Origin of the sequence: Brachybacterium hainanense, from assembly GCF_042434575.1 — a bacterium.
In the GTDB taxonomy this organism is placed as follows: Bacteria; Actinomycetota; Actinomycetes; order Actinomycetales; family Dermabacteraceae; genus Brachybacterium; species Brachybacterium hainanense.
Genome location: NZ_JBHLSV010000009.1, coordinates 45,281 through 71,522, shown reverse-complemented (window position 1 = coordinate 71,522; position 26,242 = coordinate 45,281). Strand labels below are relative to the sequence as shown.

The 26,242-nt window shown below is 73.1% G+C and carries 25 protein-coding genes; 14 read left to right on the top strand and 11 right to left on the bottom strand.

Translation table 11 applies throughout. The features are described 5' to 3' along the window. Positions 1 to 30: 30 nt before the first annotated feature. The 5 genes from ACFFF6_RS09190 (at position 31) to ACFFF6_RS09170 (ending at position 4,370) form a co-directional block, all read left to right on the top strand. The gene (locus ACFFF6_RS09190) at positions 31 to 777 is read left to right on the top strand and encodes a gamma-glutamyl-gamma-aminobutyrate hydrolase family protein (RefSeq protein ID WP_376980062.1); all 747 of its coding nucleotides are present in this window, start codon (positions 31 to 33) and stop codon (positions 775 to 777) included. A 28-nt stretch (positions 778 to 805) separates the two neighbouring features. Further along, a complete protein-coding gene (locus tag ACFFF6_RS09185; protein ID WP_376980061.1) occupies positions 806 to 1,057 on the top strand; it encodes a hypothetical protein in 252 nt (83 codons plus the stop codon). 63 nt (positions 1,058 to 1,120) lie between these two features. Then, a complete protein-coding gene (locus tag ACFFF6_RS09180) occupies positions 1,121 to 2,407 on the top strand; it encodes an MFS transporter (protein WP_376980060.1) in 1,287 nt (428 codons plus the stop codon). A 108-nt stretch (positions 2,408 to 2,515) separates the two neighbouring features. Then, the gene (locus tag ACFFF6_RS09175) at positions 2,516 to 2,812 is read left to right on the top strand and encodes a hypothetical protein (RefSeq protein ID WP_376980059.1); all 297 of its coding nucleotides are present in this window, start codon (positions 2,516 to 2,518) and stop codon (positions 2,810 to 2,812) included. A gap of 7 nt (positions 2,813 to 2,819) precedes the next feature. Beyond that, positions 2,820 to 4,370: a molybdopterin-dependent oxidoreductase gene (locus ACFFF6_RS09170; RefSeq protein ID WP_376980058.1), complete on the top strand. Its 1,551-nt coding sequence runs from the start codon at positions 2,820 to 2,822 to the stop codon at positions 4,368 to 4,370. On the opposite strand, the gene ACFFF6_RS09165 is transcribed toward ACFFF6_RS09170, so the two are convergent. Genes ACFFF6_RS09165 through ACFFF6_RS09150 form a run of 4 tightly spaced genes read right to left on the bottom strand, consistent with a single transcriptional unit; the run spans position 4,348 to position 7,056 of the window. Then, positions 4,348 to 5,313 carry a sensor histidine kinase gene (locus tag ACFFF6_RS09165; RefSeq protein ID WP_376980057.1) on the bottom strand — a complete coding sequence of 322 codons (966 nt, stop codon included), beginning with the start codon at positions 5,311 to 5,313 and terminating at the stop codon, positions 4,348 to 4,350. The two genes, ACFFF6_RS09170 and ACFFF6_RS09165, sit on opposite strands and share 23 nt — an antisense overlap. Beyond that, entirely contained in the window at positions 5,310 to 6,026 is a 717-nt protein-coding gene (locus tag ACFFF6_RS09160) for a response regulator transcription factor (RefSeq protein WP_376980056.1), read from the bottom strand. The genes ACFFF6_RS09165 and ACFFF6_RS09160 overlap by 4 nt, the downstream gene beginning before the upstream one ends. Beyond that, complete coding sequence (locus ACFFF6_RS09155) at positions 6,023 to 6,643, bottom strand: L-threonylcarbamoyladenylate synthase (protein WP_376980055.1); 621 nt, start codon at positions 6,641 to 6,643, stop codon at positions 6,023 to 6,025. Before ACFFF6_RS09155 ends, ACFFF6_RS09160 begins: the two co-directional genes overlap by 4 nt. A 44-nt stretch (positions 6,644 to 6,687) precedes the next feature. Next, positions 6,688 to 7,056: a DUF952 domain-containing protein gene (locus ACFFF6_RS09150; RefSeq protein WP_376980054.1), complete on the bottom strand. Its 369-nt coding sequence runs from the start codon at positions 7,054 to 7,056 to the stop codon at positions 6,688 to 6,690. Between the two features lie 25 nt (positions 7,057 to 7,081). On the opposite strand from ACFFF6_RS09150, the gene ACFFF6_RS09145 reads away from it, so the two are divergent. From ACFFF6_RS09145 to ACFFF6_RS09130, 4 genes are read left to right on the top strand one after another with little or no spacing between them, the layout of a single operon-like run. Further along, complete coding sequence (locus tag ACFFF6_RS09145; protein ID WP_376980053.1) at positions 7,082 to 7,486, top strand: GNAT family N-acetyltransferase; 405 nt, start codon at positions 7,082 to 7,084, stop codon at positions 7,484 to 7,486. Beyond that, positions 7,483 to 7,974, top strand: coding sequence for a low molecular weight protein-tyrosine-phosphatase (locus ACFFF6_RS09140; RefSeq protein WP_376980052.1), 492 nt, complete (start codon positions 7,483 to 7,485; stop codon positions 7,972 to 7,974). The genes ACFFF6_RS09145 and ACFFF6_RS09140 overlap by 4 nt, the downstream gene beginning before the upstream one ends. A 31-nt stretch (positions 7,975 to 8,005) precedes the next feature. After that, positions 8,006 to 9,478, top strand: a complete 1,473-nt coding sequence (locus ACFFF6_RS09135) for an amidase (protein WP_376980051.1) — start codon at positions 8,006 to 8,008, stop codon at positions 9,476 to 9,478. After that, positions 9,448 to 9,918 carry an Hsp15 family ribosome-associated heat shock protein gene (locus ACFFF6_RS09130; RefSeq protein WP_376980050.1) on the top strand — a complete coding sequence of 157 codons (471 nt, stop codon included), beginning with the start codon at positions 9,448 to 9,450 and terminating at the stop codon, positions 9,916 to 9,918. The genes ACFFF6_RS09135 and ACFFF6_RS09130 overlap by 31 nt, the downstream gene beginning before the upstream one ends. 16 nt (positions 9,919 to 9,934) lie before the next feature. On the opposite strand, the gene ACFFF6_RS09125 is transcribed toward ACFFF6_RS09130, so the two are convergent. Next, positions 9,935 to 11,332 carry a PrsW family intramembrane metalloprotease gene (locus ACFFF6_RS09125; RefSeq protein ID WP_376980049.1) on the bottom strand — a complete coding sequence of 466 codons (1,398 nt, stop codon included), beginning with the start codon at positions 11,330 to 11,332 and terminating at the stop codon, positions 9,935 to 9,937. A gap of 245 nt (positions 11,333 to 11,577) precedes the next feature. Between ACFFF6_RS09125 and clpB the strand changes: the two genes are divergently transcribed. Continuing rightward, complete coding sequence (gene clpB, locus ACFFF6_RS09120) at positions 11,578 to 14,235, top strand: ATP-dependent chaperone ClpB (protein ID WP_376980048.1); 2,658 nt, start codon at positions 11,578 to 11,580, stop codon at positions 14,233 to 14,235. A gap of 82 nt (positions 14,236 to 14,317) precedes the next feature. On the opposite strand, the gene ACFFF6_RS09115 is transcribed toward clpB, so the two are convergent. From ACFFF6_RS09115 to panD, 4 genes are all read right to left on the bottom strand, one after another. Then, positions 14,318 to 15,439, bottom strand: a complete 1,122-nt coding sequence (locus tag ACFFF6_RS09115; RefSeq protein WP_376980047.1) for a WXG100 family type VII secretion target — start codon at positions 15,437 to 15,439, stop codon at positions 14,318 to 14,320. 175 nt (positions 15,440 to 15,614) lie between these two features. Beyond that, complete coding sequence (leuS, locus tag ACFFF6_RS09110; RefSeq protein WP_376980046.1) at positions 15,615 to 18,572, bottom strand: leucine--tRNA ligase; 2,958 nt, start codon at positions 18,570 to 18,572, stop codon at positions 15,615 to 15,617. Positions 18,573 to 18,794: 222 nt separating this feature from the next. Then, positions 18,795 to 19,721 (bottom strand): AEC family transporter, encoded by a 927-nt coding sequence (locus ACFFF6_RS09105; RefSeq protein ID WP_376980045.1) that lies wholly within the window; start codon positions 19,719 to 19,721, stop codon positions 18,795 to 18,797. A 55-nt stretch (positions 19,722 to 19,776) separates the two neighbouring features. Further along, the gene (panD, locus tag ACFFF6_RS09100) at positions 19,777 to 20,202 is read right to left on the bottom strand and encodes an aspartate 1-decarboxylase (protein ID WP_376980044.1); all 426 of its coding nucleotides are present in this window, start codon (positions 20,200 to 20,202) and stop codon (positions 19,777 to 19,779) included. Positions 20,203 to 20,261: 59 nt separating this feature from the next. Between panD and ACFFF6_RS09095 the strand changes: the two genes are divergently transcribed. Next, on the top strand, positions 20,262 to 21,701 hold the full coding sequence (locus tag ACFFF6_RS09095) for a DEAD/DEAH box helicase (RefSeq protein WP_376980043.1): 1,440 nt from the start codon (positions 20,262 to 20,264) through the stop codon (positions 21,699 to 21,701). After that, the gene (locus ACFFF6_RS09090) at positions 21,698 to 23,095 is read left to right on the top strand and encodes an L-serine ammonia-lyase (protein WP_376980042.1); all 1,398 of its coding nucleotides are present in this window, start codon (positions 21,698 to 21,700) and stop codon (positions 23,093 to 23,095) included. The genes ACFFF6_RS09095 and ACFFF6_RS09090 overlap by 4 nt, the downstream gene beginning before the upstream one ends. Here ACFFF6_RS09090 and ACFFF6_RS09085 read toward each other — a convergent pair. Together ACFFF6_RS09085 and ACFFF6_RS09080 are read right to left on the bottom strand one after the other, a co-directional pair. Beyond that, positions 23,061 to 24,173 (bottom strand): AMP-binding protein, encoded by a 1,113-nt coding sequence (locus ACFFF6_RS09085; protein WP_376980041.1) that lies wholly within the window; start codon positions 24,171 to 24,173, stop codon positions 23,061 to 23,063. The genes ACFFF6_RS09090 and ACFFF6_RS09085 overlap by 35 nt on opposite strands. Then, complete coding sequence (locus ACFFF6_RS09080; protein WP_376980040.1) at positions 24,170 to 24,970, bottom strand: SDR family NAD(P)-dependent oxidoreductase; 801 nt, start codon at positions 24,968 to 24,970, stop codon at positions 24,170 to 24,172. Before ACFFF6_RS09080 ends, ACFFF6_RS09085 begins: the two co-directional genes overlap by 4 nt. A 209-nt stretch (positions 24,971 to 25,179) precedes the next feature. Between ACFFF6_RS09080 and ACFFF6_RS09075 the strand changes: the two genes are divergently transcribed. Both ACFFF6_RS09075 and ACFFF6_RS09070 read left to right on the top strand, forming a co-directional pair. After that, complete coding sequence (locus ACFFF6_RS09075; protein ID WP_376980039.1) at positions 25,180 to 25,335, top strand: ribbon-helix-helix domain-containing protein; 156 nt, start codon at positions 25,180 to 25,182, stop codon at positions 25,333 to 25,335. Between the two features lie 61 nt (positions 25,336 to 25,396). Further along, complete coding sequence (locus tag ACFFF6_RS09070; protein WP_376980038.1) at positions 25,397 to 26,206, top strand: hypothetical protein; 810 nt, start codon at positions 25,397 to 25,399, stop codon at positions 26,204 to 26,206. Positions 26,207 to 26,242: the final 36 nt, after the last annotated feature.

Below are 26,242 nucleotides of genomic sequence, written 5' to 3'. Positions count from 1 at the left end.
GGACGCAGGATCCTCGCGGAAAGGAACGTCATGGCACGGCTCAGCACTCGTCGCCCGCTCATCGGCATCACCGCAGGGACCACCCGCATGATGTCCGGCGCCTGGGCGGGCCATGAGGCGATCACGCTGACCGAGCACTACGTCCGCGCTCTGCGGGAGGCCGGCGCCCGCGTCGTCGTCCTCGCCCCGCAGGACCCGTGGAGCCAGGAGGAGCTCGCCGAGCTCGACGGCCTCGTCCTCTCCGGCGGCCGCGACCTCGATCCCGCCGCCTACGGGGCCGGTGCGCTCGAGACCGACCTGCCGCCCGACCCCGAGCGCGACGCCTTCGAGACGGCGCTGTACCGGACCGCGCGCGCCGCCGGCGTCCCCGTCCTGGGGATCTGCCGCGGCCTCCAGATCATCGCCGTCGCCGAGGGCGGCACCCTGCACCAGCACCTTCCCGTCGACGTGCCCGCCTACCCCGGCACCGGCCAGGCCCCCACCGCGGTCGAGGTCGAGCTGAGCGCCGCGAGCGACCTCGCCCTCGCCCTCGGCACCCGCCCCGCGGCGACCGCGTTCCATCACCAGGCGGTCGCCGAGGTCCCCGCGGGCCTGCGCGCCGTGGGCGTCCACAGCGGATCGGGCCTCGTCCTGGCCCTCGAGGCGGAGGAGGGAAGCCCCGTCCTCGCCGTGCAGTGGCATCCCGAGCTGGGCGGCGGCGCGGGTCTGTTCGATCACTTCGTCGCCGCGGCGCGCACGGGCGCCGGCGCGGACACCCTCCGCGCTGGCGTACGATGAGATCATCTGCGCCGTCCCGGGAGGAAGCATGAACTCTGAGCAGCCCAGCACCACCGTCGCGAGCCCTGCCGCGAGCCGGCGCGAGCCGCACGTCACGAGCGAGGGCAACGGCCTGATCAGCTCGATCATCCTCGCGACCGTCCTGTTCGTGCTGTTCGCCGGCGGCTTCTACGTGATGAGCCTCTACACCGTGGCCTGGTACCTGTTCGTGGTCGGTCTCGGCATGAGCATCGTCTCGCTGTTCATCACCTTCTCGGTGATCCCCAAGTACCTCACCTGAGCCCGGCCCCGCGCCGTCGCGGACGAGCTGGCACGGCGCGCCCGCGGGTGAAAGGATCCAGCGGTGTCCTTCTCGCGCCGCGCTCCGTCTCCGCCTCCTGACGCCCGTCGTGCCCGGTGGGCCGTCTCCCTGCTGTTCGCGCTGAACGGTGCTTCCTTCAGCGCGATCCTGCCCCGCTATCCGGAGCTCGTCGAGCAGATGGGCCTCAGCAACACCGCCTTCGGGCTCGCGATCGGCATCGGCCCTGTCGGCGGACTCCTCGCCGGACTGCTCGCGGCCCGGCTCATGAGCCGGCACGGATCGGCGAACGTCGCCGTCTGCTTCCAGGTCGTGGCGAGCACCGCGCATCTGCTCGTCTACACCTCCACCTCCTGGCTGTGGCTGACCGGTGCCCTGCTGCTGGCCACGGCGGCCGATGCCCTCACCGACATCTCGATGAACGCGCACGGCCTGCGCGTGGAGCGCCGGTACCGGCGCTCGATCATCAACAGCTACCACGGCTGGTGGTCCCTCGGCGCCGTCGGCGGCGGCCTGCTGGGCGCCCTCGGCGCACAGGCCTCCCTTCCGCTGTGGCTCCAGGGCGTGCTGGGTCTGCTCGGCTTCGGCGCCGCGGCGATCGTGTCGCGCCGCCTCATGCTGCGCGGCCCCGACACGACCGAGCGCACCCCCGCGCCCGTGGACGGCGCCGTCCACGGGGCGAGCCCCGCTCTCACCGGCGCCGGGGAGGTCCCGGCGCTGTCCCCGCCGGGACGCAGCATCCGCGGTCTCGCCCTGCGCCCGCTGGGCCTCGTGCTGGCCCTGGGCATGGTGCTCATCTTCGCCGGGTCGACCGAGGACGCGGGCGGCACCTGGGGCGCCCTGTTCATGACGAGCACCTTCGCGGCCGCACCCTTCGTGGCGGGGCTCGCCTTCGTCGCGCTGCAGGGAGCGCAGACCGTGGGCCGCTTCCTCGGCGACGGGATCGTGGACCGCCTCGGCGACCGGACCACGGCCCGGCTGGGCGCGCTCATCGCCGGGGTCGGCATGAGCATCGCGCTCATGCTGCCGCACCCCGTCACCGCGGTCATCGGCTTCGGCGCCGCGGGCTGGGGCGTCGCGACGCTGTTCCCGGCCGCGTTCCGCACCGCCGACGAGCTGCCGGGCCTGCCGCCGGGGGTCGGCATCACCGTCGTGGGCTGGCTCGCGCGCCTCGGCTTCTTCCTGACCCCTCCGCTCGTGGGCGCGCTCGCCGATGCGCTCACGCTCCGCTACGCCCTGTGGCTCGTGCCGCTGTATGCGGCGGGGATCCTCGTCTTCTCCGGGGTCCTCGAGGGGAAGAAGGAGCGGCACGGCGCGACGGTCCCGTCCTGACCGGGTGCGCGGCGCGCCTCCCGCGCCGCTCGGGCCCCGGGGCAGTCGTAAGGATTCCGTAAGGGCCCCGTCAGCACCTGTTCCGCATCTGGTGGGGAGCATGGAGCCATGGACACCACGTATCGCACCCGTTCCACGACCCTCCTGCGCACCGGCGCCGCGCTCCTTGGCGCCGCCGCCGCCCTCGGCCTCGCCGCCTGCGGCGCCGGCGAGCAGAACCCCTCCGAGGAGATGACCGAGGAGCAGATGACCGAGCAGCCCATGACCTCCGACGGCGGCGGGGACATGATGGAGGAGCCGATGTCCTCCGACGGCGGAGGAGAGATGATGGAGGGCGAGGACATGGGCTCCGAGGGCTCCATGACCGAGGACGTGGACATGACCGGCACGGACGGCGGGGAGTGACCAGAGCATGAGCACGAGCTCGCGGACCCGGGGCGCACGGCTGGCCGGAGCGCTGACGACGGCTGTCGCGGCGGGTCTGGGCCTGGGGCTCGCCGAGCTCGCCGCCGCCCTCGTCCAGCCCCGTACCTCCCCGGTGTCCCTGGTGGGGGCGGTGACCATCGATCTCACGCCGCCGCCGGTCAAGGACCTGGTGATCGGGTTGCTGGGGATGGCGGACAAGCCCTTCCTCATCGGCTGCGTGCTCGCGGGGACCCTCGCCATCACCGCCGTGATCGGCTCCGGGCTGGTCCGCACCGCCCGCTGGGCCTCGATCTGGATCGCAGCGGTCGGCGCCATCGCGATCCTCGCTGCGCTGCTGCGGGTCGCCGTCGCGCCGTCCTCCCTGGTGGCGGGGCTGGTCCTGGCCGCCGGCGGCATCGGCGCCCTCCATCTGCTGCGCACCCTGCTGCTGCGGGCCCAGGAGGAGCAGGCGGATCCCGCGGCCATCGGCGGCGCCTCGCGCCGGCGCCTGCTGGCCACCGGCGCGGGCCTCGGGGCGCTCGGCGCGCTCGCGCCGCTGGTGGGCCGTGCCCTGCGCCCCGCACCGCAGGTCGCCCCGGAGCTCCTGGCCGTCCCGGAGCCGCAGGTGCAGGCCCCGGAGCTGCCGGAGGGACTGGACGTCGAGGGCGTCAGCCCGCTGCGCACCCCGGCCGATGAGCTCTACCGCATCGACACCGCGCTGGTGGTGCCCGGGTACGACCCCGAGTCCTGGCGGCTGCGGATCGAGGGCATGGTCGAGAACCCCTACGAGATCACCCTGCCCGAGCTGCTGGCCATGCCCATGGTCGAGCACGACGCGACCATGCTGTGCGTGTCCAACCCGGTGGGCGGCGATCTCATCGGCTCCATCCGGTTCCAGGGGGTGCGGGTGCGGGACCTGCTCGCGCGCGCGGTCCCGCTGCGCGGCGCCGATCAGGTGCTGTCCACCTCCGTCGACGGGTTCACCGCGGGGACCCCGCTGGAGGCGCTCACGGACGACCGCGAGGCCCTCATCGCCGTGGCCATCAACGGCGAGCCCCTCAGCCCGGAGCACGGCGCGCCCGCCCGCCTGTTCACGCCGGGCCTGTACGGATACGTGGGGGCCACCAAATGGCTGACCACGCTCAGCGTCGGGACCTACGCCGAGCAGGTCGCCTACTGGACCAGCCGCGGCTGGTCCGCGAAGGGACCGGTGAAGACCTCGGCACGCATCGACACCCCGCGCGGTGACGGCCGCGTCGAGCCCGGGGCCGACGGCAGGGTGGCGGTGGCGGGCGTGGCGTGGGCCGTGCACCGGGGCGTCGGCGCCGTCCAGCTCCAGGTCGACGACGGCGAATGGATCGACGCCGAGCTGTCCGAGGACGTGGGCGCCGACTACTGGCGCCAGTGGGTGGTGCGCCTCGAGCTGGCTCCGGGCGAGCACCTGCTGACGGTCCGGGCGGCCGATGCCTCCGGCGAGCTGCAGAGCGCCGAGGTCGCCCCGCCTGCCCCGAACGGGTCGCAGGGGTACCACCGCATCAGCGTGGACGTGCGAGGGTGAAGGACACCTCGCAGCCGTCCTGAGCGCTGCGGGCGGTGACCGAGCCGCCGTGCGCGCTCGCGACCGAGCGCACGATCGCCAGCCCCAGCCCGGCGCCGGGCCGCTGCGGGCTGCGTGCCGCATCGCCCCGCCACAGCGGATCGAACATGCGCCGCCGCGTCTCCTCGTCGATGCCGCCGCAGGCGTCCTGCACGAGGACCCGGACCGCGCGACCCCGGGACTCCTCCCGCGCCGACACCAGCACCTCGCCACCGGACGGGGTGTGGCGCACCGCGTTCACCAGCAGATTCGTCACGGCGCGGAGCAGCTCTCGGGCATCGGCCGGGACCTGCAGGTGGGCGGGCACCTCTCCGCGGATCTCCACGCCCTCGGCGTCGGCCTCGGCACGCATCCCCGCGACCGCGTCGGAGACGAGATCGTGCAGGCGCACCTCCTCCCGGGGGCGCCGGGGCAGCGGGTAGGTGGACAGCGACAGCAGGTCGTCGGCCAGGGTGATCGCCTGGTCGATCTGCGCGAGCATGCGACGGGGGTACGCCTCGCGCTCCGATCCGACGCCGTCCTCGAGCGCCTGGGACATGGCGCGGATCCCGGCCAGCGGGGTGCGCAGGTCATGGGAGAGATGGCTGACCAGCTCCTGGCGCATGCGCTCCGCCTCGCGGGCGCGCTCGGCCCGGGCCACCTGCCAGGAGACCATCACCCCGACGGCCACGGCGACCGCGACCGAGACCACGACGATCGAGGTGAGCTGGCGCGAGGGCTCGGGCCCGAACAACATCAGCCGGGTGCCGGCGAGGACGCCGGCCGCCACCGCGGCGACCGCGGCGAGCGGCGCCGCCACGACCGCCCAGGCGAGGTGGCGGCGGGCGAGCACCACGGCCACGAGCGCGCCCGCGCCACCGGTCAGCACCGCCGCCGTCAGCGCGGTGAGCAGGGCGGCGCTCACGGCGCGGGATCCCAGCGATAGCCGCGGCCCCAGACCGTCACCAGCCGCCGCGGCCGTGCCGGATCCTCTTCGACCTTCTCCCGCAGCCGGCGCACGTGCACCGTCACCGTGGAGGGGTCCCCGTACTCCCAGTGCCACACGCTGCGCAGGATCTCGTCGCGCTCCAGCAGCTCCCCGGGCCGGCCCAGGAACCTCTCCAGCAGAGCGAACTCCCGCGGTGTCAGCGGCAGCGGCTGACCGGAGCGGGTCGCCGTCCCGGCCCGCGGATCCAGCTCCAGGTCACCGTCGCGGAGCACGTCCGACGGTCCGGCGAGGGCGGAGGACGTCGCGGCCGCACCGCGGCGCAGCACGGAGCGTGCCCGCAGGACGACCTCGCGGGGAGAGCAGGGCTTGGCGACGTAGTCATCGGCCCCGATCTCCAGGCCGAGGATCCGCTCGGGCTGCTCCGCCCGGGCGGTCAGCATGATCACCGGGATGCCGCATCCGGCGACCCGCAGGCGCCGGAACACCTCCAGACCGTCCATCCCCGGCAGGGAGAGATCCAGGACGACCAGATCCGGGTCCAGGGAGCGCACGCCCTCGAGGGCCGCGAGTCCGTCGCCCACGGGCGTGGCCTCGAAGCCGTCGGCCTCGAAGTAGTCCCGCAGCACCGAGCGCAGGACGGCGTCGTCGTCGACGACGAGCACGCGGGGCGCGGACGGCGTCGCGCTCACAGCAGGTGCGCGACGTCCCCGGCGCCCTCCCGACGGACCTCGGCCGCGCCGGAGGAGACGTCCACGACGCTGGTGGGGTCGATGCCGACCTCCCCCGAGTCGATGATCGCCTCGAGCTGGTGGTCCAGCAGGTCCTGCACCTGCCATCCCTCGCTGGGCGGCTCCTCGTGCCCCGGCAGCAGCAGCGTGGACGAGACGATCGGCTCTCCGAGCGCCTCGACCAGCGCGTGCGCGACCCGATGCTCGGGGATCCGCACGCCCACCGTCTTCTTCTTGGGGTGCGACATGCGCCGGGGAACCTCCTTGGTCGCCGGCAGGATGAACGTGTAGGGACCGGGCGTGGCGTTCTTGACCAGGCGGAACACCGGGTTGGAGATGATCACGAACTGGCCCAGCTGCGCGAAGTCCGCGCAGACGAGGGTGAAGTCGTGGTTCTGCCCCACCTGGCGGATCCGACGGATCCGCTCGAGGCCGTCCGCGTTGTCGAGCGTGCAGCCCAGCGCATAGCAGGAGTCCGTGGGGTACGCGATCAGGCCGCCCTCACGGAGGATCCGCACGGCCTGCTCGATGAGGCGCGGCTGCGGATCCACGGGATGGATGTCGAGATAACGGGCCATGCTCGATGGTACGTCCGGAGGCCCTGACCGGTCAGGGCCTGCGCTCAGGCGACCACGACGAACTCGCGGCCGATCCACTTCGTGCGGCGCAGACGCAGCACCGCGGAGATCGGCAGGGGGCCGTGGATGTGCGGGTAGGCCTCCCCGCTGGTGCCGATGGCGTCCTCCTCGAAGCTCACCATCACCCCGGCCTCCTCGACCCGGTTCACGTCGATCTCGAGGATCACCAGGTCCGCCGGACGGTCGGGGTACAGGCGCTTGGCGACCACGGAGATCTGCTCGGGCAGCGTCGCGTGGATGAAGCCGGTCTCGGCCAGGGGCAGGCCGCGCGTGGCGCGCTCGTAGACCCCGCGGGGAACCGCGTCCTCCCATGCGGCAAGGTCGGTGATGTGCCAGATGAGGGGCGCGGGCATGAGCGGCAGTGTACCGTGATCGACCATGGAGACCACGTCGAGTACCACGAGCGGCGGCGCAGGCCAGGAGGCCGACCGGCTCCTCCACGACCCGGACCGGGACCGCTACGAGCTCCTGCGCGGGCAGCAGGTCCTCGCCGTGCTGGGGTACGTCGACGAGGAGGCTCCCGGACCGCCCCCGGCGCGCCGTATCCGAGACCTGCGCTCCACGATCGTGGACCCGGAGCACACCGGAGACGGGCTCGGCTCCGCCCTGGTCCGCTTCGCCCTGGACGACATCCGCGCCAGCGGTCTGCACGTCGTCGCGACCTGCTGGTTCGCGGCCGGATGGATCGCCCGCCACGAGGAGTACGCGGATCTGCTCGCCTCGAGCGCAGGGACGACAGCCGGGGACGAGGGCCCGGGACCGGATGAGGGGACCGCGCCATGACCTACCGGATCCTCACGGTGTGCACCGGAAACATCTGCCGATCCCCGATGGCCGAGCTCGTCCTGCGCGACCGCCTCGCACAGGCGGGCCTGGAGGGCGAGGTCGCCGTCGAGTCCTACGGCACCACGAGCTGGGAGGAGGGCGAGCCCATCGATCATCGGGCCCGTGCGGTGCTCGCCGCCCACGGCATCGTCGCGGACGGCCACCGCGCCCGCCCGATGACGCGGCGCGCCCTGCAGGACGCCGATCTGATCCTCGCGATGGACCGCGATCACCTGGCTCCGATCCAGGAGACCGGCGGCCCCACGATCACCGGGCGCGTGCATCTGCTGCGCGCCTTCGATCCGGCGGCCGGTCCCGCACAGGGGATCCGCGATCCCTGGTACGGCGGCGAGGAGGACTTCCGCGCCTGCTTCGCCCTCATCGACGCGGCGGCCGACGGCGTCCTGGCCCATGTCCGCGACCAGCTCGCGGCGCGCCGGCGCTGAGCCCCCGTCCTCGACGCCTCGGAGGAGACCCATGGATGACGATGCCCGGATGCGGAGCGCCCTCGACCTCGCCTCCGCCCTGCGCCGCGGCGAGGTCGACGTGCGCGCGCACACCGAGGAGGTGCTGGCCGCGGCCGCGGAGGACGGTCCACGCGTCGGCGCTTTCGCCCACCTGCTGCCCGAGCGCTCCCGTCGGCAGGCGGAGCAGGCGGCCGACCAGCTCGCCGCCGCATCGCGTGCCGGCTCCGCGGGCCGCGCGGTGCTCGCCTCCCATCGGCCGCTGCTGGGCGTGCCGGTGCCCGTCAAGGACCTCAGCAGGATCGCGGGGGAGCCCTTCGAGGCGGGCAGCCTCGTCCTGCGCGGCACCCGGGCCGAGCTCACCGACGGGGTGCCCGCGCTCCTCGAGGAGGCGGGCACCGTGACGATCGGGAAGACCACCACCCCCGAGTTCGGCCTCCCCTGCTACACCGAGCCCGCGACGGGGGCCCCGGCCCGCACCCCCTGGGACCTCTCCCGCACGGCGGGCGGCTCGAGCGGCGGAGCCGCGGCCGCGGTCGCGAGCGGGATCGTGCCGCTCGCGCACGGCTCGGACGGCGGCGGCTCGATCCGGATCCCGGCCGCCTGCTGCGGGGTCCTCGGGATGAAGCCCTCGCGCGGGCTCGTCTCCCCGGGGCCGCACGGCGTCGAGGGCCCCGGTCTGGTGACCGACGGCATCCTCGCGCGCACCGTCCGCGACACGGCGGCGGGTCTGGACGTGATCGCGGGGCCCCGCCCCGGGGATGCCGCCCCGTCCCCTCCGCCGGCCGGGGGCTTCCTGGCCGGTCTCGAGGCCGCGCTCGAGGCCCTGGGCAGCGAGCCGCTGCGGATCGGAGTGCTGCTCGAGCCGCTCGCCGCGGCCGCCGAGGTCCATCCGGCCGCCCTGCGCGGCGTGGAGCGGGCCCGGGAGATCCTCGCCGCGGCCGGGCACACGCTCGTGGAGATCCCGGCACCGTTCACCCCGCAGCAGTGGCGCACCTTCATGCCCCTGTGGACGATCGGTGCCGCCTCGGTCCCGCTTCCTCTGGAGGCCGAGGCGCGGCTCATGCCGCTGACCCGCTGGCTGCGCGCTCAGGGGCGGCGGCAGGACGGGGTGGCCGTGTCGGAGGCGCTGGGCGGGATGCAGAGGCTCGCCCGGTGCGTGGGGGAGGCGTTCGACCACGTCGAGGTGGTCCTCACCCCCTCCCTGAGCGGGCCGCCCGCGCATCCCCGGCAGCTGCAGCTCGAGGACCCGGCAGCGGACTTCGAGGCGCAGTGCGCCTTCACCCCGTGGACGAGCACCTGGAACATGACCGGGCGGGCCGCGATCTCCGTCCCGCTGCATCGCGAGGACGTCGAGGGCACGGAGCTGCCGTTCGCTGTGCAGCTGGGGGCGGTCCGCGCCGCGGACGATCTGCGCGTCCTCGCCCTGGCGGCGCAGCTCGAGGCCGCGGACCCGTGGCCGCTCATCCGGCGGCCCGCGGCATGAGCGGCGGACGCGAGGACGGTCCGGGGGAGACCTCGGCGCCGCCGCTGCAGGTCGAGGGGACCGTGCGTCTGGACGTCTGGCTGTGGTCGGCGAGGATCTTCCCGACCCGCTCCGCGGCCACGGCCGCCTGCCGCGGCGGACATGTGCGCCGGGGCGGGGAGCCGGCGAAGGCGGCGCAGCAGATCTCCGTCGGCGATGAGCTGCGCGTCCGCTTCCCCGGGCGCGAGCGGATCCTGGTGGTCGCCGGGATCCTGCGCAGGCGCGTGGGGGCGCCGATGGCACGGCGCTGCTACGAGGACCGCTCCCCGGAGCCTCCGCCCCAGCTGATGGCAGCCCCGCCCCGGCGGGATCGCGGCACCGGCCGGCCCACGAAGAAGGACCGCCGGGAGATGGATCGCCTGCTGGGCCGGGACGGGGACGCCGGGACGCGGCGGCCCTGAGACGGGGCGGCGCGAGTCAGGCTCCGCCGCTCGCGCCGAGGAGCTGGGCGCGGTTCGCGGTGAGCTTCCCCAGCAACTGCCGCTCGTGCTCGACGGCCTTCGGATTCGCGCCGTCGGCCATGAGCCGCTGGCGCACCGAGGCGAGATCCGCGCTGTCGCGGATGAACTTCTTCATGACGGGAAGCGCACCGATCTGCCGTGCCCAGCGCCTGCCCTCCCGGCGGCCCGACCAGGTCGCGAGCATCGTCACCTCCTCGTGGGTGAGCCAGCCGCGGTTGGCGTAGTCGCCCAGCCGCACGCGGGTCAGCCGGGCCTCGTCCCAGACCAGCACGCCGATCAGCACCAGCCACACGAACGACAGGGCCATCTCCACCAGGAGCATGACCACCAGGCCGGCGAAGCTCGGGAAGAGGAAGGAGCTTCCGTTCCACAGAGCGTGCAGGGCGATGCCGGGCCAGGTCGCGACGAGGAACACCAGGACGCCGGGGAGGGTACCCCACTTCCGGGCGACGAGGCCCATGATCACACCGGTCAGCGAGGTGTAGACGGCGTGGCCGAAGATGCCGATGACGCCGCGGATGAAGCCGTTGACGACAAGCCCGGTGACGCCGCCGCTGTCGAGGGCGTTGCCGTAGTAGAGGATGTTCTCGGTGAAGGCGAAGCCGCCGCCGATCAGCGCCCCGTACAGCAGGCCGTCCAGGGGCCCGTTGAAGTAGCGCCGGGCGATGAGGAACAGGAGCACCAGGCCCAGTCCCTTCGAGGTCTCCTCCGTGATCGGGGCGCTGACGACGGCGCCGACGACGCTCGCGAAGCCCTCGCTGCCCGAGATGACGTAGGCGAGCAGCGAGACCGCGGTGTTGACGACGTAGCTGATGCCGACCGCGATCGCGGCGCCCCAGAGCACCGCGCTGAGGAGCAGGCCGATCGGCTGCGGGTCCCATCGGTCGGCGAGGAGGATGACCCCGGCGATCACCAGGAGCGATCCGCTCGCGAGGATGGCGTAGCCCAGCCACCACAGCGGGTTCGAGGTCGTGGTCAGCGCGTACTCGATGAAGAAGTAGGCGAGCACGACCAGCAGCGCCATGCCCAGGAGAGCGGCGACCACCCAGATCAGGACCTGCGAGACCGGGACGTACGAGGGGGCGGATCGGCTCAGCTGCTGCACCTGGCGGGTCTGGGTCGCCCAGGCGGACTGCGGCTGGGCCTGCTGGGGAGCATGCAGCGGCGCGGGGGCGAATCGCGCGGCGGTGAGCCCGCCGGCAGGTCGCACGGACGTGTCGTACAGGCGGGGGAGCCCGTAGTCGACGTACTGCGGGGTGGACTGGAAGCCGGGGGCGCCCTGCGGATGCGGCGCGGCGCCCGGGCGGGGCCGCGGCTGCCCCTGCTGCGGGGGCGGACCGGGGGGAAGAGACATGAGAGACCTCGGGTCGGAGAGGGGAGAAGGGGCGGTGTGAGGACCGCCATGTCCTGCGATAGTAGCGGTGGCGCCGCCGGGCGCCCAGCCGATGCCCGCGCCCGGCTCCGCGGGCGGGCTGCGCACAGAATCTCCAAAGTTGAGCGGAATAGACTCAACCTGGAGGTCGTTGCAGAGGATGTCCCCGGCGGCAGGGGAGATGCTCCGGCTCTCGCCTCCCGCCCGTCCCGTCCGAAAGGAAAGCCGTGGAGTTCCGCTTCACCACCCGCTCGCAGGATGCCGTGAGCGCCGCCGCCCAGCGGGCGGCGGAGCTCGGCAACCCCCAGGTCCTCGCCGTCCACCTCCTGTGGGCTCTCGCCGCCCAGTCCGATGGCATCGCCCGCGCGCTCCTGTCCCAGGTGGGCGTGGACCCCGATGACGTCCTCGCCCGTGCCGATGCCGCGATCGCGGCTCTGCCCTCCGTCAGCGGCGGCGGCACCCCGGAGCACCCGACCTTCGTCGGCTCCGGCTTCGACGCCCTGGAAGCGGCCCGCACGGAAGCCGACGCCCAGGGACGCACCTACCTGTCCACCGAGCAGCTGCTGATCGGCATCGCGCTCGGGAAGGACGACGCCGCGCGCCTGCTCACCTCCGCGGGAGCGAGTCCGGCCGTGCTTCGTGACGCCGCGGAACAGCTCAGCTCGAAAGGAGCACAGATGGACACCCAGAACCCCGAAGGATCCTTCCAGAGCCTGGAGAAGTTCGGCATCGACCTGACCGAGCAGGCCCGGGAGGGACGCCTGGACCCGGTGATCGGCCGCGACGGCGAGATCCGGCGCGTCGTGCAGGTGCTCTCGCGCCGCACCAAGAACAACCCCGTGCTGATCGGGGAGCCCGGCGTCGGCAAGACCGCCGTCGTCGAGGGCCTCGCCCAGCGCATCGTCGCCGGCGACGTGCCGGAGTCGCTGCGGGGCAAGCGCCTCATCTCCCTGGACCTGTCCTCGATGGTCGCCGGCTCGAAGTACCGCGGCGAGTTCGAGGAGCGGATGAAGGCGGTCCTCGACGAGATCCGCACCAGCGACGGGCAGATCATCACCTTCATCGACGAGCTGCATACGGTCGTCGGCGCAGGCGGCGGCTCCGAGGGCGCCATGGACGCGGGGAACATGCTCAAGCCGATGCTCGCCCGCGGCGAGCTGCGTATGGTCGGCGCGACCACCCTCGACGAGTACCGGGAGAACATCGAGAAGGACCCGGCCCTCGAGCGGCGCTTCCAGCAGGTGTTCGTCGGCGAGCCCAGCGTCGAGGACACGATCACGATCCTGCGCGGCCTCAAGGACAAGTACGAGGCCCACCACAAGGTCTCGATCACCGACTCGGCGCTCGTGGCCGCTGCGACGCTCTCGGACCGCTACATCAGCGGTCGCCAGCTGCCGGACAAGGCCATCGACCTGGTCGACGAGGCGGCCTCGCGCCAGCGCATGGAGCTGGACTCCTCCCCGGTGGAGCTGGACATCCTGCGTCGCCAGGTGGACCGGCTGAAGATGGAGGAGCTCGCGCTCGCCGGCTCCGACGATCCGGGCAGCCAGGTCCAGCTCGAGTCGGTGCGCTCGCAGCTCGCCGACCGCACCGAGCGCCGCGATGCGCTCGCCGCGCGCTGGGAGCGCGAGAAGGCCGGTCTCAACCTGGTCGGCGACCTCAAGGCACAGCTCGAGCAGCTGCGCATGCAGGCCGACCGTGCCCAGCGCGAGGGCGATCTGACCGCCGCCTCGAAGATCCTCTACGGCGACATCCCGCAGCTGAAGCGGGAGCTGCAGGCCGCGGAGGAGCAGGAGGCCGTCGGACAGATCGAGTCCGAGCGTCCGCTGGTCTCCGAGCGGGTCGGTCCCGATGACATCGCCGAGGTCGTGGGCTCGTGGACGGGCATCCCCGCCGGGCGGCTCCTCCAGTCCGAGACGCAGAAGCTGCTCGAGATGGAGGACATCATCGGCCGGCGGCTGATCGGCCAGCGGCGCGCCGTCGCCGAGGTCTCCGACGCGGTGCGGCGCGCCCGCGCCGGGATCGCGGATCCGAACCGGCCCACCGGCTCGTTCCTGTTCCTGGGCCCCACGGGCGTGGGCAAGACCGAGCTCGCCAAGTCGCTCGCGGAGTTCCTCTTCGACGACGAGCGGGCCATGGTCCGCATCGACATGTCCGAGTACGGGGAGAAGCACACGGTCTCGCGGCTGGTCGGTGCGCCTCCCGGCTACGTCGGCTACGACGAGGGCGGTCAGCTGACCGAGGCCGTGCGCCGACGGCCCTACTCGGTCGTGCTGCTCGACGAGATCGAGAAGGCGCACCCCGATGTCTTCGACATCCTGCTCCAGGTCCTCGACGACGGGCGGCTGACCGACGGCCAGGGCCGCACGGTCGACTTCCGCAGCACGATCCTCATCCTCACCTCGAACCTGGGTTCGCAGTTCCTGCTGGACGAGGGGCTCGACGAGAAGGGACGCGAGAGCGCGGTCATGAACGTCGTGCGGGCCTCCTTCAAGCCCGAGTTCCTCAACCGCCTCGACGACGTCGTCATGTTCGAGCGGCTCAGTCGGGAGCAGCTGGCGAGGATCGTCGCCCTGCAGGTCGCCTCCGTCGGGGATCGTCTCGCCGATCGGCGCATCGCGCTCGACGTGTCCGATGCCGCGATCGCCTGGCTCGCGGACGAGGGCTGGGACCCCGCCTACGGGGCGCGCCCGCTCAAGCGGCTCGTCCAGAAGGAGATCGGGGACGCGCTGGCCCGCATGATCCTGCGCGGAGAGGTCGCGGACGGCGAGACCGTCCGCGTTGACCGGGACGGGAACGAGGACGGACTGCGGCTCACCGCGATCCCGGAGGCCCCGATCGCGGAGGGCGCCGACGTGGCCGATCAGCCTCGCGAGGAGGGCTGACCCCGGCCGCCGGAGGAGCGGAGGGCGCGCGCCGCGCCGCTCCCGGGGCTCGCCGTCGGATGGGGATCCGGCGGCGAGCCCCTCACGATCCCGCCGACGGTGACGGATCCCAGGGCGCGGGGGCGTACCGCCGCCGCGCCCGCAGGAGCACCTGCGGATCGGTGAGGGAGTCCCGTGTGTCCTGGATCCCCTCGCGCATCGCGCCGAGGCCCTCGTGGGCGCCGGTGAGCGCATCGGTCACGGGGTCGATGCCGAGCTGATCGGAGACGCCGATCCCGGTCTCCAGGACCGATTCCCCCGCACCGAGCCAGGGGTCGACCACGTCGGGGACCATCAGCAGGCTCCGGTTCTCCCAGTCGCGCAGAGCACCGTACTCGAGCTCCCGGGCGGCCCCGGCGAGATCACCGTCCACCAGGGAGCCTCCGACGTCCGCCGTGGTCTGCGAGAGGTTGGCGATGCTCTGATCGAGGCCTCGTGCCGTCTGTCCCAGCACGGAGTCCTCGCCGAGGACGGCGCCGGTGGTGTCCACCGGGGTGCGGAGCACGCGCAGGGCGGGGACGAGCTCGCCGTGCCCGTGCTCGACCAGCCAGCTCTCCCCGCGGTCGAAGAGGTCCTCGGACGAGGCCTGCAGCTCCATGAGGCTCTGCACCGCACCCGCTCCGGGGACCAGCCCGATCGCCTCGCTGCGGATCGTGCCGGCGGTGTCCAGATGGGACTGCCGGTACTCGAGGGCCGGCTCATGGCGCAGTGAGGCGGGATCGACCGGTGAGGGGGCGCGGAGCACGTCATGGATCCGGTCCCGGACGCCGTCCGCCGTCCTGCGGATCCGGGACATCTGCCCGGGGAGCGGCATCATCGGACCGCCGAGCAGCCCGGGGCCCGTGCCGGGAAGCGGCGGGGTCATGAGGATCTCCGGCATCCAGGAGCCGGAGCCGCCGTCCGGAGCGCTGGCCGCGTCCTGGTCGGCGGCCTGCTGATCCAGCTCGGTGCCCAGCTCCTCGAGCCGGGACGCGATCACGGAGCCCTGCTGCACGAGTGCCCGGGCCGCGTCCCGGAAGGAGTCCGCATCGGCTCCCGCCCAGGCCAGCGACGTGGAGTGCCTGCGGAGCCCCTCCCACAGCTCGCGCAGACGCTCCGCGCCGTCCCGGATCCGCTCGTCCATATCGCGCATCTGCTCGGGGATGCACCCGAAGAATTCGTCCATGCCGGGACCGTAGGCGAGGAGGGGGACCTGCCGCGCGGGCCGGCCTCGGATTGTGGACAACCCCGATGGGGAGGACATGCGCCGGGGCCTCTTCCCGTCGTCGACGCCGAGGAGCCGCCGCGGTCCTGCGGGGAGGGAGCAGGACCGGCGACGGCTCCTCGGCGCGGCGGGAACCTCAGACCACGATGTTGACGAGCTTCGGCGCCCGCACGATGACCTTGCGGATGCTCTGTCCCTCGAGCAGCTCGACCACCCGCGGCTCGGCGAGCACCAGGGCCTCCAGCTCGGCCTCGGAGATCTCCGCGTCGACGTCCACGCGGTGACGGACCTTGCCCCGCACCTGCACGACGCAGGTGACGGTGTCCGCCTTCACGAGCGCCGGGTCCGCGACGGGGTACGGGGCGCGGGCCAGCGAGTCGGCGTGCCCCAGACGGCTCCACAGCTCCTCGGCCATGTGCGGAGCGAAGGGCGAGGCCATGAGCACCAGCGGCTCGACGACCTCGCGCGGGCTGACGCCGGCCTTGGTCAGGTGGTTCACCAGCTCGATGAGCTTCGCGATCACCGTGTTGAACTGCATCTGGTCCATCTCGCGGCGCACCACGTCGATCGTGCGGTGCAGGGCCTGCCGGGTCGGCAGGTCCGCCTCCTCGTCGGTGACCACGAGCGCCCCGGACTCCTCGTCCACGACCAGGCGCCACAGGCGCTGCAGGAAGCGCTGGGAGCCGACGACGGCGCGGGTCTCCCAGGGACGGGACAGATCCAGCGGGCCCATCGACATCTCGTACACGCGCAGGGTGTCCGCGCCGTACTCGGCGTACATCTCGTCGGGGGAGACGCTGTTCTTCAGCGACTTGCCCATCTTGCCGTACTCCTGGGCGACCGGCTTGCCCTCATGGGTGAAGGTGCCGTCGGCCTCCTCGCGCACCTCCGCGGCGGGCACGTAGAAGCCGCGCTCGTCCGTGTAGGCGAAGGCCTGGATGTAGCCCTGGTTGAACAGCTTGTGGAAGGGCTCCTGGCTCGCGATGAATCCGCGGTCGAACAGCACCTTGTGCCAGAACCGCGCGTACAGCAGGTGCAGCACGGCGTGCTCCACGCCGCCCACGTACAGGTCCACGCCGCCCACCTCGCCCGGCGCCTTGGGCCCCAGCCAGTACTCCTCGTTGGTGGGATCCACGAGCGAGGCCGGGTCGGAGGGGTCGATGTAGCGCAGCGCGTACCAGGAGGAGCCCGCCCAGTTGGGCATCGTGTTGGTCTCCCGGCGGTATCGCCGGGGACCGTCGCCCAGGTCCAGCGTCACGTGGACCCAGTCCTCGTTCCGGGACAGCGGGGTCTGCGGCTCCGTGTCCGCGTCCTCCGGATCGAAGGTCCGCGGGGAGAAGTCCTCCAGCTCCGGCAGCGGGACCGGCAGCTGATCCAGCGGCAGCGCGATCGGCGTGTCCGGGTCGTCCTCGGCGTACACGATGGGGAACGGCTCGCCCCAGTAGCGCTGGCGGGAGAACAGCCAGTCGCGCAGGCGGTAGGTCGTCCGGGATCGGCCGAAGCCCTTCGCGAGGGCGAACTCGATGGCCGCCGCCTTCGCCTCGTCGATCTCCATCCCGTTCAGGTCCAGCTCCCCGTGGGCGGAGTTGATTTTCGCGCCCGGGCCCGTGTACGCCCGGCCCTCCTCGAAGTCCTCCGGGACCTGCACCGTGCGGATCACGGGAAGCTCGAAGCGGGAGGCGAAGTCGTAGTCGCGCTGATCCTCCGCGGGGACGGCCATGATCGCGCCCGTGCCGTAGCCGGTCAGGACGTAGTCCGCGGTAAACACGGGGACGCGTCGCTCGTCCATCGGGTTCACGGCGAACAGGCCCGTGAACACACCGGTCTTCTCGCGGTCCTCCGCGGTCCGGTCCTCGGCCGATGCCGCGGCCGCGCGCGCCCGGTAGGCGGCGACGGCCTCGCGCGGGCCCGCGGCGCCGCCGGTCCATGCCTCGCGCGTTCCCTCCGGCCATGCCTCCGGCAGCGTCTCGAGGTCCGCCAGCAGGGCATGCTCGGGCGCCAGCACCGTGAACGTCGCCCCGAACAGCGTGTCCGGACGGGTCGTGAACACGTCGAACGAACGGGCGGCGGTGCCCGCGTCGCCCTCGATCGCGAAGGTGATCTCCGCGCCGCGGGAGCGGCCGATCCAGTTGCGCTGCATCGAGCGCACCGACTCCGGCCAGTCCACGCGGTCCAGGTCGTCGACCAGGCGATCCGCATAGGCGGTGATGCGCATGTTCCACTGCCGCAGGCGGCGGCGGAAGACGGGGAAGTTGCCGCGCTCGGAGCGGCCGTCGGGGGTGACCTCCTCGTTGGCCAGCACCGTGCCCAGGCCCGGGCTCCAGTTCACCGGGGTGTCGGAGACGTAGGCCAGGCGGAACGCGTCCACCAGCTCCTGCATGTGCGAGGGCTCGTACTGGACCAGGAAGTCGAAGGGGATCTTCGTGCCCGCGTCCCAGTGCTCGGGCGCCGGCTTGCGGGAGCGCCAGTACTCGGGCAGCTCGATGCCCTGGCGCTCGGCCAGGTCCCACGGGTCGACCTCGCGATCCTGGATCGCGCCCTTCAGCTCGGAGATCGGGCGGGCCCGGCCCACGACCCCGTCGGCGTTCGGCGCGTCCGGGTCGTACCAGGAGTCGAACAGCTGCAGGAAGATCCACTGGGTCCAGCGCACGAAGTCATCGTCGGTCGTGGCCAGCTCGCGGCGCCGGTCATGGGACAGGCCCAGACGGAACAGCTGACGGCGCATCGTGGCGATGTTCGCCTCGGTCGTCACGCGCGGGTGGGTCCCGGTCTGGATCGCGTACTGCTCGGCGGGCAGCCCGAAGGCGTCGTAGCCCATCGTGTACAGGACGTTGCGGCCCAGCATGCGCTGATGACGGGCCACGACGTCGGTGGCGATGTAGCCCAGCGGATGCCCCACGTGCAGGCCGGAGCCGGAGGGGTAGGGGAACATGTCCATGATGAAGGACTTCTCCGCGGGCAGCGCGCCGGAGCCTGCGAGCGGTCCCACGGGGTTGGTCGCGTGGAAGGTGCCCCTCTCCTCCCAGGTCGCCTGCCAGCGGTTCTCGATCTCGTCGGCCATCTGAGCCGTGTAGCGGTACGGCGCCTCGGTCATGGGTGTTCCTCGCTCCTGCGTGTGGATGGGGGTGTCGTCGTCCCGACATGAAAAAACCCTCGTGCGCACGAGGGGAGCCGCGTCGGTGCCGCGGGGCCGGGCGCTCCGCGGGGAGCGACGGCGAGCGGCCTGGGTACGACGCGGCTACGGAAGCTGAAGACGACGAGCCACGGGCTCAGTCTACGCCGCGGCCCCCGCCCGGCCAACCTGGTGCGCCGCGGGCTACATCCCGAGGACCGCCGACAGGGCCAGCAGGACCACGACCGTGCCGACCGTCGTGGTCAGCACCGTGTCCCGGGCCAGCTCCTCCGAGGCCTCATAGCGGGACGCCGCGACGTACACGTTCTGCGCCGTGGGGAGCGCCGCCATCACCACGACGGCGTACAGGTCATGGCCGCGCATCCCGATCGCCGCGCCGATGCCGAGAGCGATCAGCGGCATGAGCACGAGCTTCGCGAGGGAGGAGACCATGATGAGCCCGCGGTAGCCGGCGCCCTTCGCATACGGGGCCGAGCCGATCAGCGAGATGCCGTAGGCCAGCAGCATGCCGGGGATCGCCATGTCCGCGAGCGCCTCGAAGGGCTCGAGGACCACCGGGGGGAGGGTGACGCCCGCGCTGACCAGGACCAGCCCGAGGACCGCCATGAGGATCGTCGGGTTCGCGCCGATGTTCCGCAGCACCCCGCCGAGCCCGGCCTTCCCGTCCTGCGTCGCCGCATGCAGCAGGAAGAGGTACAGCGGCGTGTACACGGCCTGCTGGAACAGGATCACGGGCAGGGCGTGGGAGATGTCGCCCAGCACGTACAGCGCGATGGGGAAGCCCATGTTCGCGCCGTTGACGACCGAGCCGCTGACGGCCGCGATGATCAGATCGGGTCCTCGCCGGGAGGTCAGCAGCCGCAGCCCCACCACGAGCAGGCCTCCGGTCAGCAGCCCCGAGGCCCCGGCCACGAGCATCGGCGCCGAGAGGACCTGTCGCAGGTCCGAGGTCAGCAGCGCGGTGAGGACCAGGGCGGGGGAGGCGAGGAAGAACGTGACCCGGTTCAGGACGAAGCGCGCCTGGTCGCCGAGGACGCCGGTGCGGCCGATGCCCCAGCCGATCGCGATGAGGGCCCAGACGATGAAGAATCCGGACAGAACGCCCATCATGCGGCGCCGCCTCCCTCGCCGCGGTCCGGGACCAGGGGGAGGAGGCGCGCGAGGGTCATCGGACCCCGGCGCTCTCTCGGCCGGAGATCTGGGAGGCGTCGCCGGGGACCGGTGCGGCGCCGTCGCTGCCGAGGGCCACGATCCGGTTGCGGGCGTCGACGTGCACGACCTGAGGACGGTGCGCGCGGGCCTCCGCCTCGGTGAACAGGCCGTAGGCCATGATGATCACGAGGTGCCCGGGAGCCACGAGGTGAGCTGCGGCACCGTTGATGCCGATCACACCGCTGCCGCGCTCGCCCGCGATCGCATAGGTCACCAGCCGCGATCCGTTGTCGATGTCCACGACCGTGACCTGCTCGTTCTCCAGGATTCCGGCAGCATCGAGCAGGTCGGCGTCGATCGTGATCGAGCCGACGTAGTGCAGATCGGCCTGCGTGACCGTCCCGCGGTGGATCTTCGAGGACATGAGTGTGCGCATCATCGTGGCTCCAGTCTTCCATGCGCGATGATGGACGGGTCCGCATCGTCAGGAGGATCACCATGCCCAAGGCCCGTCGCCGCTCCGCTCACCGCAGCGAGCGGTTCGAAGACATGGCGCTTCCCGAGGAGCTGCTGGCCGTCCTCGCCCAGCAGGGCCTCGACCGCGCCTTCGAGATCCAGGAGGCGATCCTGCCCGATGCCCTCGCGGGCCGCGACGTGCTCGCCCGCGCGGAGACCGGCAGCGGCAAGACCCTCGCCTTCGCCCTGTCGATGACCGCCCGCTTCCGGGGTCGCAAGGTGCACCGCCGTCGCCCGCTGGGCGTGGTCCTGGTGCCCACCCGCGAGCTCGCCGTGCAGGTGGTGGACACCATCCACCCCTTCGCCCGGGCCGTGAGGATCCGTGCCCAGCTGGTCGCCGGCGGCATGAACATCGACAAGCAGGCCGAGGCCCTGGCCCGCGGGGTCGAGATCGTCGTGGCCACACCGGGCCGGCTGCTGGACCTCGCCGCCCGGGAGGCCCTGTTCCTCGACCGCGTGGAGACCACCGTCATCGACGAGGCCGATCACATGGCCGATCTCGGCTTCCTCGAGGACGTCACCCGGATCCTCGCCGCGACGCCGATGGGATCGCAGAAGATGCTCTTCTCCGCGACGCTCGACGGGCAGGTGGAGCAGATCATCGACCGCTTCCTCATCGATCCCGTCTCGCATGAGACCACTCCGGTCAGCGCGGCGGTGAAGACGATGACGCACCACGTGCTCGCCATCAATCCCAAGCAGAAGCGGCAGATCACCGCGCAGCTCGGCGCCCGCCGCGGCCGGACCCTCATGTTCACGCGCACCCAGCTGGGCGCGGAGCGCGTCGCCCAGGAGCTGATCGAGGTCGGCGTGGGCGCCGCCGCCCTGCACGGGAACAAGCAGCAGGGACTGCGCACCAACGTCCTCGCGGGCTTCCGCGAAGGCGCCTTCCCCGTGCTTGTGGCGACCGATGTCGCCGCCCGCGGCCTGCACATCGACGACGTCTCGATGGTCGTGCACGTCGATCCCGCGACCGACGTGAAGGAGTACGTGCACCGCTCCGGGCGCACCGCCCGCGCGGGGGCCAGCGGCACCGTCGTCACCCTCGCGCTGCCCCATCAGCTGGGCTCCACCCGCGACATCGTGCAGACGGCGGATGTCGTGCCGATCGAGGCGGAGGCCGCCGACGCCGCGGCGCAGGCGCTCGTGGACCTGGGCGGGCGCCGGCCCTCGGGCGAGGCCGTCCCGGACCCGGCCCGCATCAAGCACAAGGGCGCGCCGCGCAAGCTCGACTTCGGACGTCGCGGCGGGGCGAGCCGCGAGCTCGCCGAGACCCGGCGCATGAACGAGGAGCGGCGTGCGTCCTGGGAGGAGACCTCCGGACGGCCCGGCGCCAAGGCCTCGCGGGCCGGCTCCTCCTCGGGCCGCGGCGGCCGCCCCCGGGCCGGCGGGCGGCCGCCGCGCCGGGGAGGCTCCCGGTGAGCGTGAGCCTGTTCGATCTGTTCAAGATCGGCATCGGACCGTCCAGCTCCCACACGGTGGGACCGATGCGCGCCGCCGCAGGCTTCGCGCAGGAGGTGCTGGACACCCCCGGGATCGGCGCGCAGGTCGCCGACGTGCAGGTCCACCTGTACGGCTCCCTCGCCGCGACCGGACACGGCCACGGCACCCTGGACGCGATCGTCATGGGCCTCGAGGGCGCGGACCCCGAGACGGTCGACCCGATCGGGGGACGGGAGCGCGTCGCCCGGATCGCTGAGCACGGCGGCCTCCTGCTGGACGGCCGGCGCGAGGTGTCCCTGCGCCCCGAGGACATCGTCCTGCATCCGCTGACCTTCCTCCCCCAGCACTCCAACGGCATGATCTTCATCGCCCTGGACGCCGCGGGCCATGAGCTGGTGCGCCGGCCGATGTTCTCGATCGGCGGAGGCTTCGTCGTCGACGCGGAGGACATGAGCCGGCCGATCGCCGCGGTCGTCGCCGAGGAGAGCGGCGGCTCGCAGGTCTTCACCTCCGGCGCGGAGCTGCTGCGCGTGTGCGCGGAGCGCGGCATCTCCGTGTCCGAGGCGATGCTCGAGCGCGAGCGGCAGTGGCGCAGCGACGAGGAGATCCGCCGTGGCGCGCTGCGGATCTGGCGGGCCATGAGCGACTGCATCGAGCGGGGCGTGCGGACCCACGGCACGCTCCCGGGCGGCCTCGGGGTCGCGCGGCGCGCCGCCCCGTGGTACGAGAGCCTGCAGGTCGAGGACCCGGACAGGCTCGCGATGAACGCCTTCGAATGGGTCTCGCTCGCGGCGCTCGCCGTGAACGAGGAGAACGCGGCCGGAGGGCGCGTGGTCACCGCTCCGACCAACGGCGCCGCCGGCATCATCCCGGCCGTGCTGCACTTCGCGACGACCTACCTGGCCGATGTCGATCCCGAGGAGGTCGCGGTCCGCTTCCTGCTGGCCGCGGCGGCGGTCGGCTCCCTGTTCAAGGAGCACGCCTCCATCTCCGGGGCCGAGGTCGGCTGTCAGGGGGAGGTCGGCTCGGCCTGCTCGATGGCGGCCGCGGGCCTCGCGGAGGTGATGGGCGGCAAGCCCCCGCAGGTCGAGAACGCCGCTGAGATCGCGATGGAGCACAATCTCGGTCTGACCTGCGATCCGATCGGCGGACTCGTGCAGATCCCCTGCATCGAGCGCAATGCGATGGCCGCCGTGAAGGCGATCACCGCGGCCCGCTTCGCGCTGCGCGGCACCGGGGAGCACTTCGTCTCCCTGGACACGGTCATCGAGACGATGCGCCAGACCGGACGGGACATGTCCGAGCGCTACAAGGAGACGGCGATGGGAGGGCTCGCGGTCACCGCGGTCCCGGTCTCGCGTCCGGACTGCTGATCTCCTCGTCCCCGGCCTCGAGCACGACCTCGCGGGGCACGGCCGCCGGGCCGAGGCTGCTGCGCACCCGGTCCCGCAGCATCTGCGCGAGCCCCGGGGCCCCGGTCCCCGCCAGGGCCGCCCCGGCGGCCAGGCGCACGCGCGCCCGGGTGCGCGAGCCGAACCGTGCGTCGGCCACGACATCGATGTCCGCTGCGGCGATGCCCGGGAGCTCGGCGAGGAGCTCCGCCACCTCCGACGGGTCGTGCATCATGCCTCCGGTCACGAGGCGGCCGTCCGCCCTCCCCAGGACCTGCACGCGCCCGTGCTCGTCGATCAGGCCCCGGTCGGTGACGATCTCCCGACCGCCGGTGAACGGGCTGCGCACATGGAGCAGTCCGTCCGCCGCGCGGACCCGCACCCCTCGCAGCGGCGTCCCGTCCACGCTCACCGACCCGGTCTCCGTAGCCCCGTAGACGTCGTGGATCCGGCCGATCCCCGCCCGGCGGAGCTCCGCGCGTGCCGCCTCGCGGAGCACATCGGAGCCGCTGACGGCGACCTCGATCGGGAGCGGGCCGGAGCGTGCGAGGTCCAGCAGATGCACGGGGACGCCGGAGATCAGGTCGGGACGCGTGCGGGACAGGAGCGCATGGGCCCCGGATGGAGAGACCCGGGTGATGTCCACGAGCCGCATCCCGAGGACGAGAGCGCCGAGGGCGGTGGCGAGTCCGTGCCCGTGCTCGCCGGGGGCGGCGCAGGCGAGGGTCCGCCCGGGGCGCATGCCCAGCCGTCGGGCGAGGTCGAGGCCGGTGCGGAGCTGCGCGAGGCTCGGTGCGGTGCGCGGGTGCGGGACGGGGGCTCCGGTGGTGCCGGAGGACCGGAGGATCACGGCCTCGGCGCCGGGTGTGCAGATGCGGGCGAGGATCTCGCGCAGAGGGGCGGGGGAGAGGGCGACCGTCGGGTCCTCGGACGCCCGGGTCCGGGCGTGGTCGAGCAGATCCGCCGCGGTGAGCGGGCCCTCCTCGTCGATGAGCACGACCGCGCGCGGTGTGAGGCGTGCCCGCAGAGCGAGGGCGCGGGCGGGGGCGAGGCCCCTCATCGGCGCGACGCCTGCACGGCGAGACGGGCGAGCGCCCCCGCCGCCCGCGCGGAGGCGGACGGCAGCGCCTGCGCGAGCGGGGCGGCGAGGCGCGTCCACCATGGGCTGATGAGGGTGCGGCCGGGGCGCAGAGCACGGGCGACGAAGGCCGCCCCCTGCTCGGGGGTGAGAGCTCCGCGCGGGGACGCGCCGTAGCACGGCTGCGACATGGCGGTCGCGACCAGGGGGACCTCGGCGATGGCGATCCGCACGCCGTGGCGGGCCGCCTCGGGACGCAGGGCCCGCAGCCAGGTGTCCAAGCCCGCCTTCGAGGCCCCGTAGGCGGCCCAGCCCGGGGCCGGGATGCGGGCGCTCGCACTGGTGACGGCGATGATCGTCCCGGAGCCTGCGGCGCACATCGGCTCGAGCAGGGCCAGGATCAGCCCGCCCGTCCCGACGAGGTTGACCGCGCTCATCCGCGCGAGGTCGTGCGCGCGTCCGAACGTCGCCTCGAGTCCTCGATGCAGGGACCGCCCGGCGCAGCAGACGACCGCGGCGGGCGTGCCGTCCTCGTGCAACGTCGTCGCGGCGAGCTGCTCGACCGCGGCCGCATCGCGCAGGTCCAGGGGCCGGACGCTCACCCGGGCGCCGCGGTCGCGGGCCTGCCCGGCGACGCGCTCGAGGGCGGAGGCGTCGCGGCCGCTGAGGACGAGGTGCGAGCCCGGCCGGGCGAGCTGCAGCGCGAGGGCGCCGCCGATGCCGCCGCTGGCCCCCGTGATGAGGACGGGCCGGCGGCTCTCGTGCACATCCTCCGCCATCGTCTGCGCGCCTCCTGCCGGGGCTGTCGGTGGTGCTCTCGGTACGTCCGCGGAGAAGCCGTGCTTCCGGGGGACGGGTCCATCATGGACGAGACCCGCGCTGGTCGGGGCGGTTCCTCGCCGATGCGCGGCTGTCGGCCCGCGGGCGGAGGCGCCGCATCCGGGTGAGGGCCCGTCCCCGACAGTCACTAGAGTGCTAGCATTCTTGCATGACAGCCGAGAAGGTCCAGTTCAACGTCTACCTGCCGCGGCCTCTGGTGACCGCGGTGAAGCATCGCGCGATCGACGAGGGTGCGAGCCTGTCGGCCCTCGTCGAACGCGCTCTCCAGGAATATCTCCTCGCCCATGGCGAGGACCGCCGCTGAGCGAGTCGCCGGCCGGCACCGCCGACAGGCACGAGCAGACACGAGAAGAGAAGGAAGAACGATGACCTCGAACCCCGACGGATCCGCCGCCCGCACCCCGTTCCACGTCTACCCCCTGCGGTTCACCGCCCATCCCGCCGCCATGATCACCTTCCTGCGCACCCTGGGCCTCGCGCCCCAGCTGACCGCCGGGGATGGCACCTTCGGCGAGCTGCACGCCGGGGCCGGCCGCGTCATGGTGCACAGCGCCTCCGGCTCCGAGGGCGGGGCCCGCAGCGGCGACACCGACCTCTGCCTCGCCGTGCCGGACACCATGGCGGCCGCCGCCGAGCTCCGCGAGGCGGGGCTGGCGGTGAGGACCTGGGACGAGACCTACGGCAAGCAGGGCGTCGTCGCCGGGCCCGCGGGGGAGAGCATCGGCCTGAACGAGGACCAGGAGGACACCTACGGGTACGAGGGCCACGATCCCTCGGGCGCGGACCCGCGCCTCGAGGTCGTCGCCGTCCTCAGCAGCGACGACTTCGCGCGGGATGCCGCCTGGTTCGCCCGCTTCGGCTTCCTCCCGGCGGGCGAGGGCGACGAGCACTGGCAGGCGCTGCGCGGACCCGGCCGCGCCGGCACCATCGGGCTGCACGCGCCGATCGCGGGGGACGCGGGAGGACGGCGCACGCGCGGGACCGGCTCCGAGTTCGGCTCGAGCCTCCAGGTGCGCCTCGGCTTCGAGACGAGCGAGGATCTCGAGGCGCTCGCCCGGCGCCTCGCCGATGCCGGATATGCGGCGCACCTGGTCGAGGGTGCCCCTGCGCGCTCCGTGCACGTGACCGATCCTGACGGAACCGTGATCGAGGTGCACATGAGCGAGGGTGCCTGAGCGCTGCGAAGGTGCGATAACGTGGCTCCGCCCACA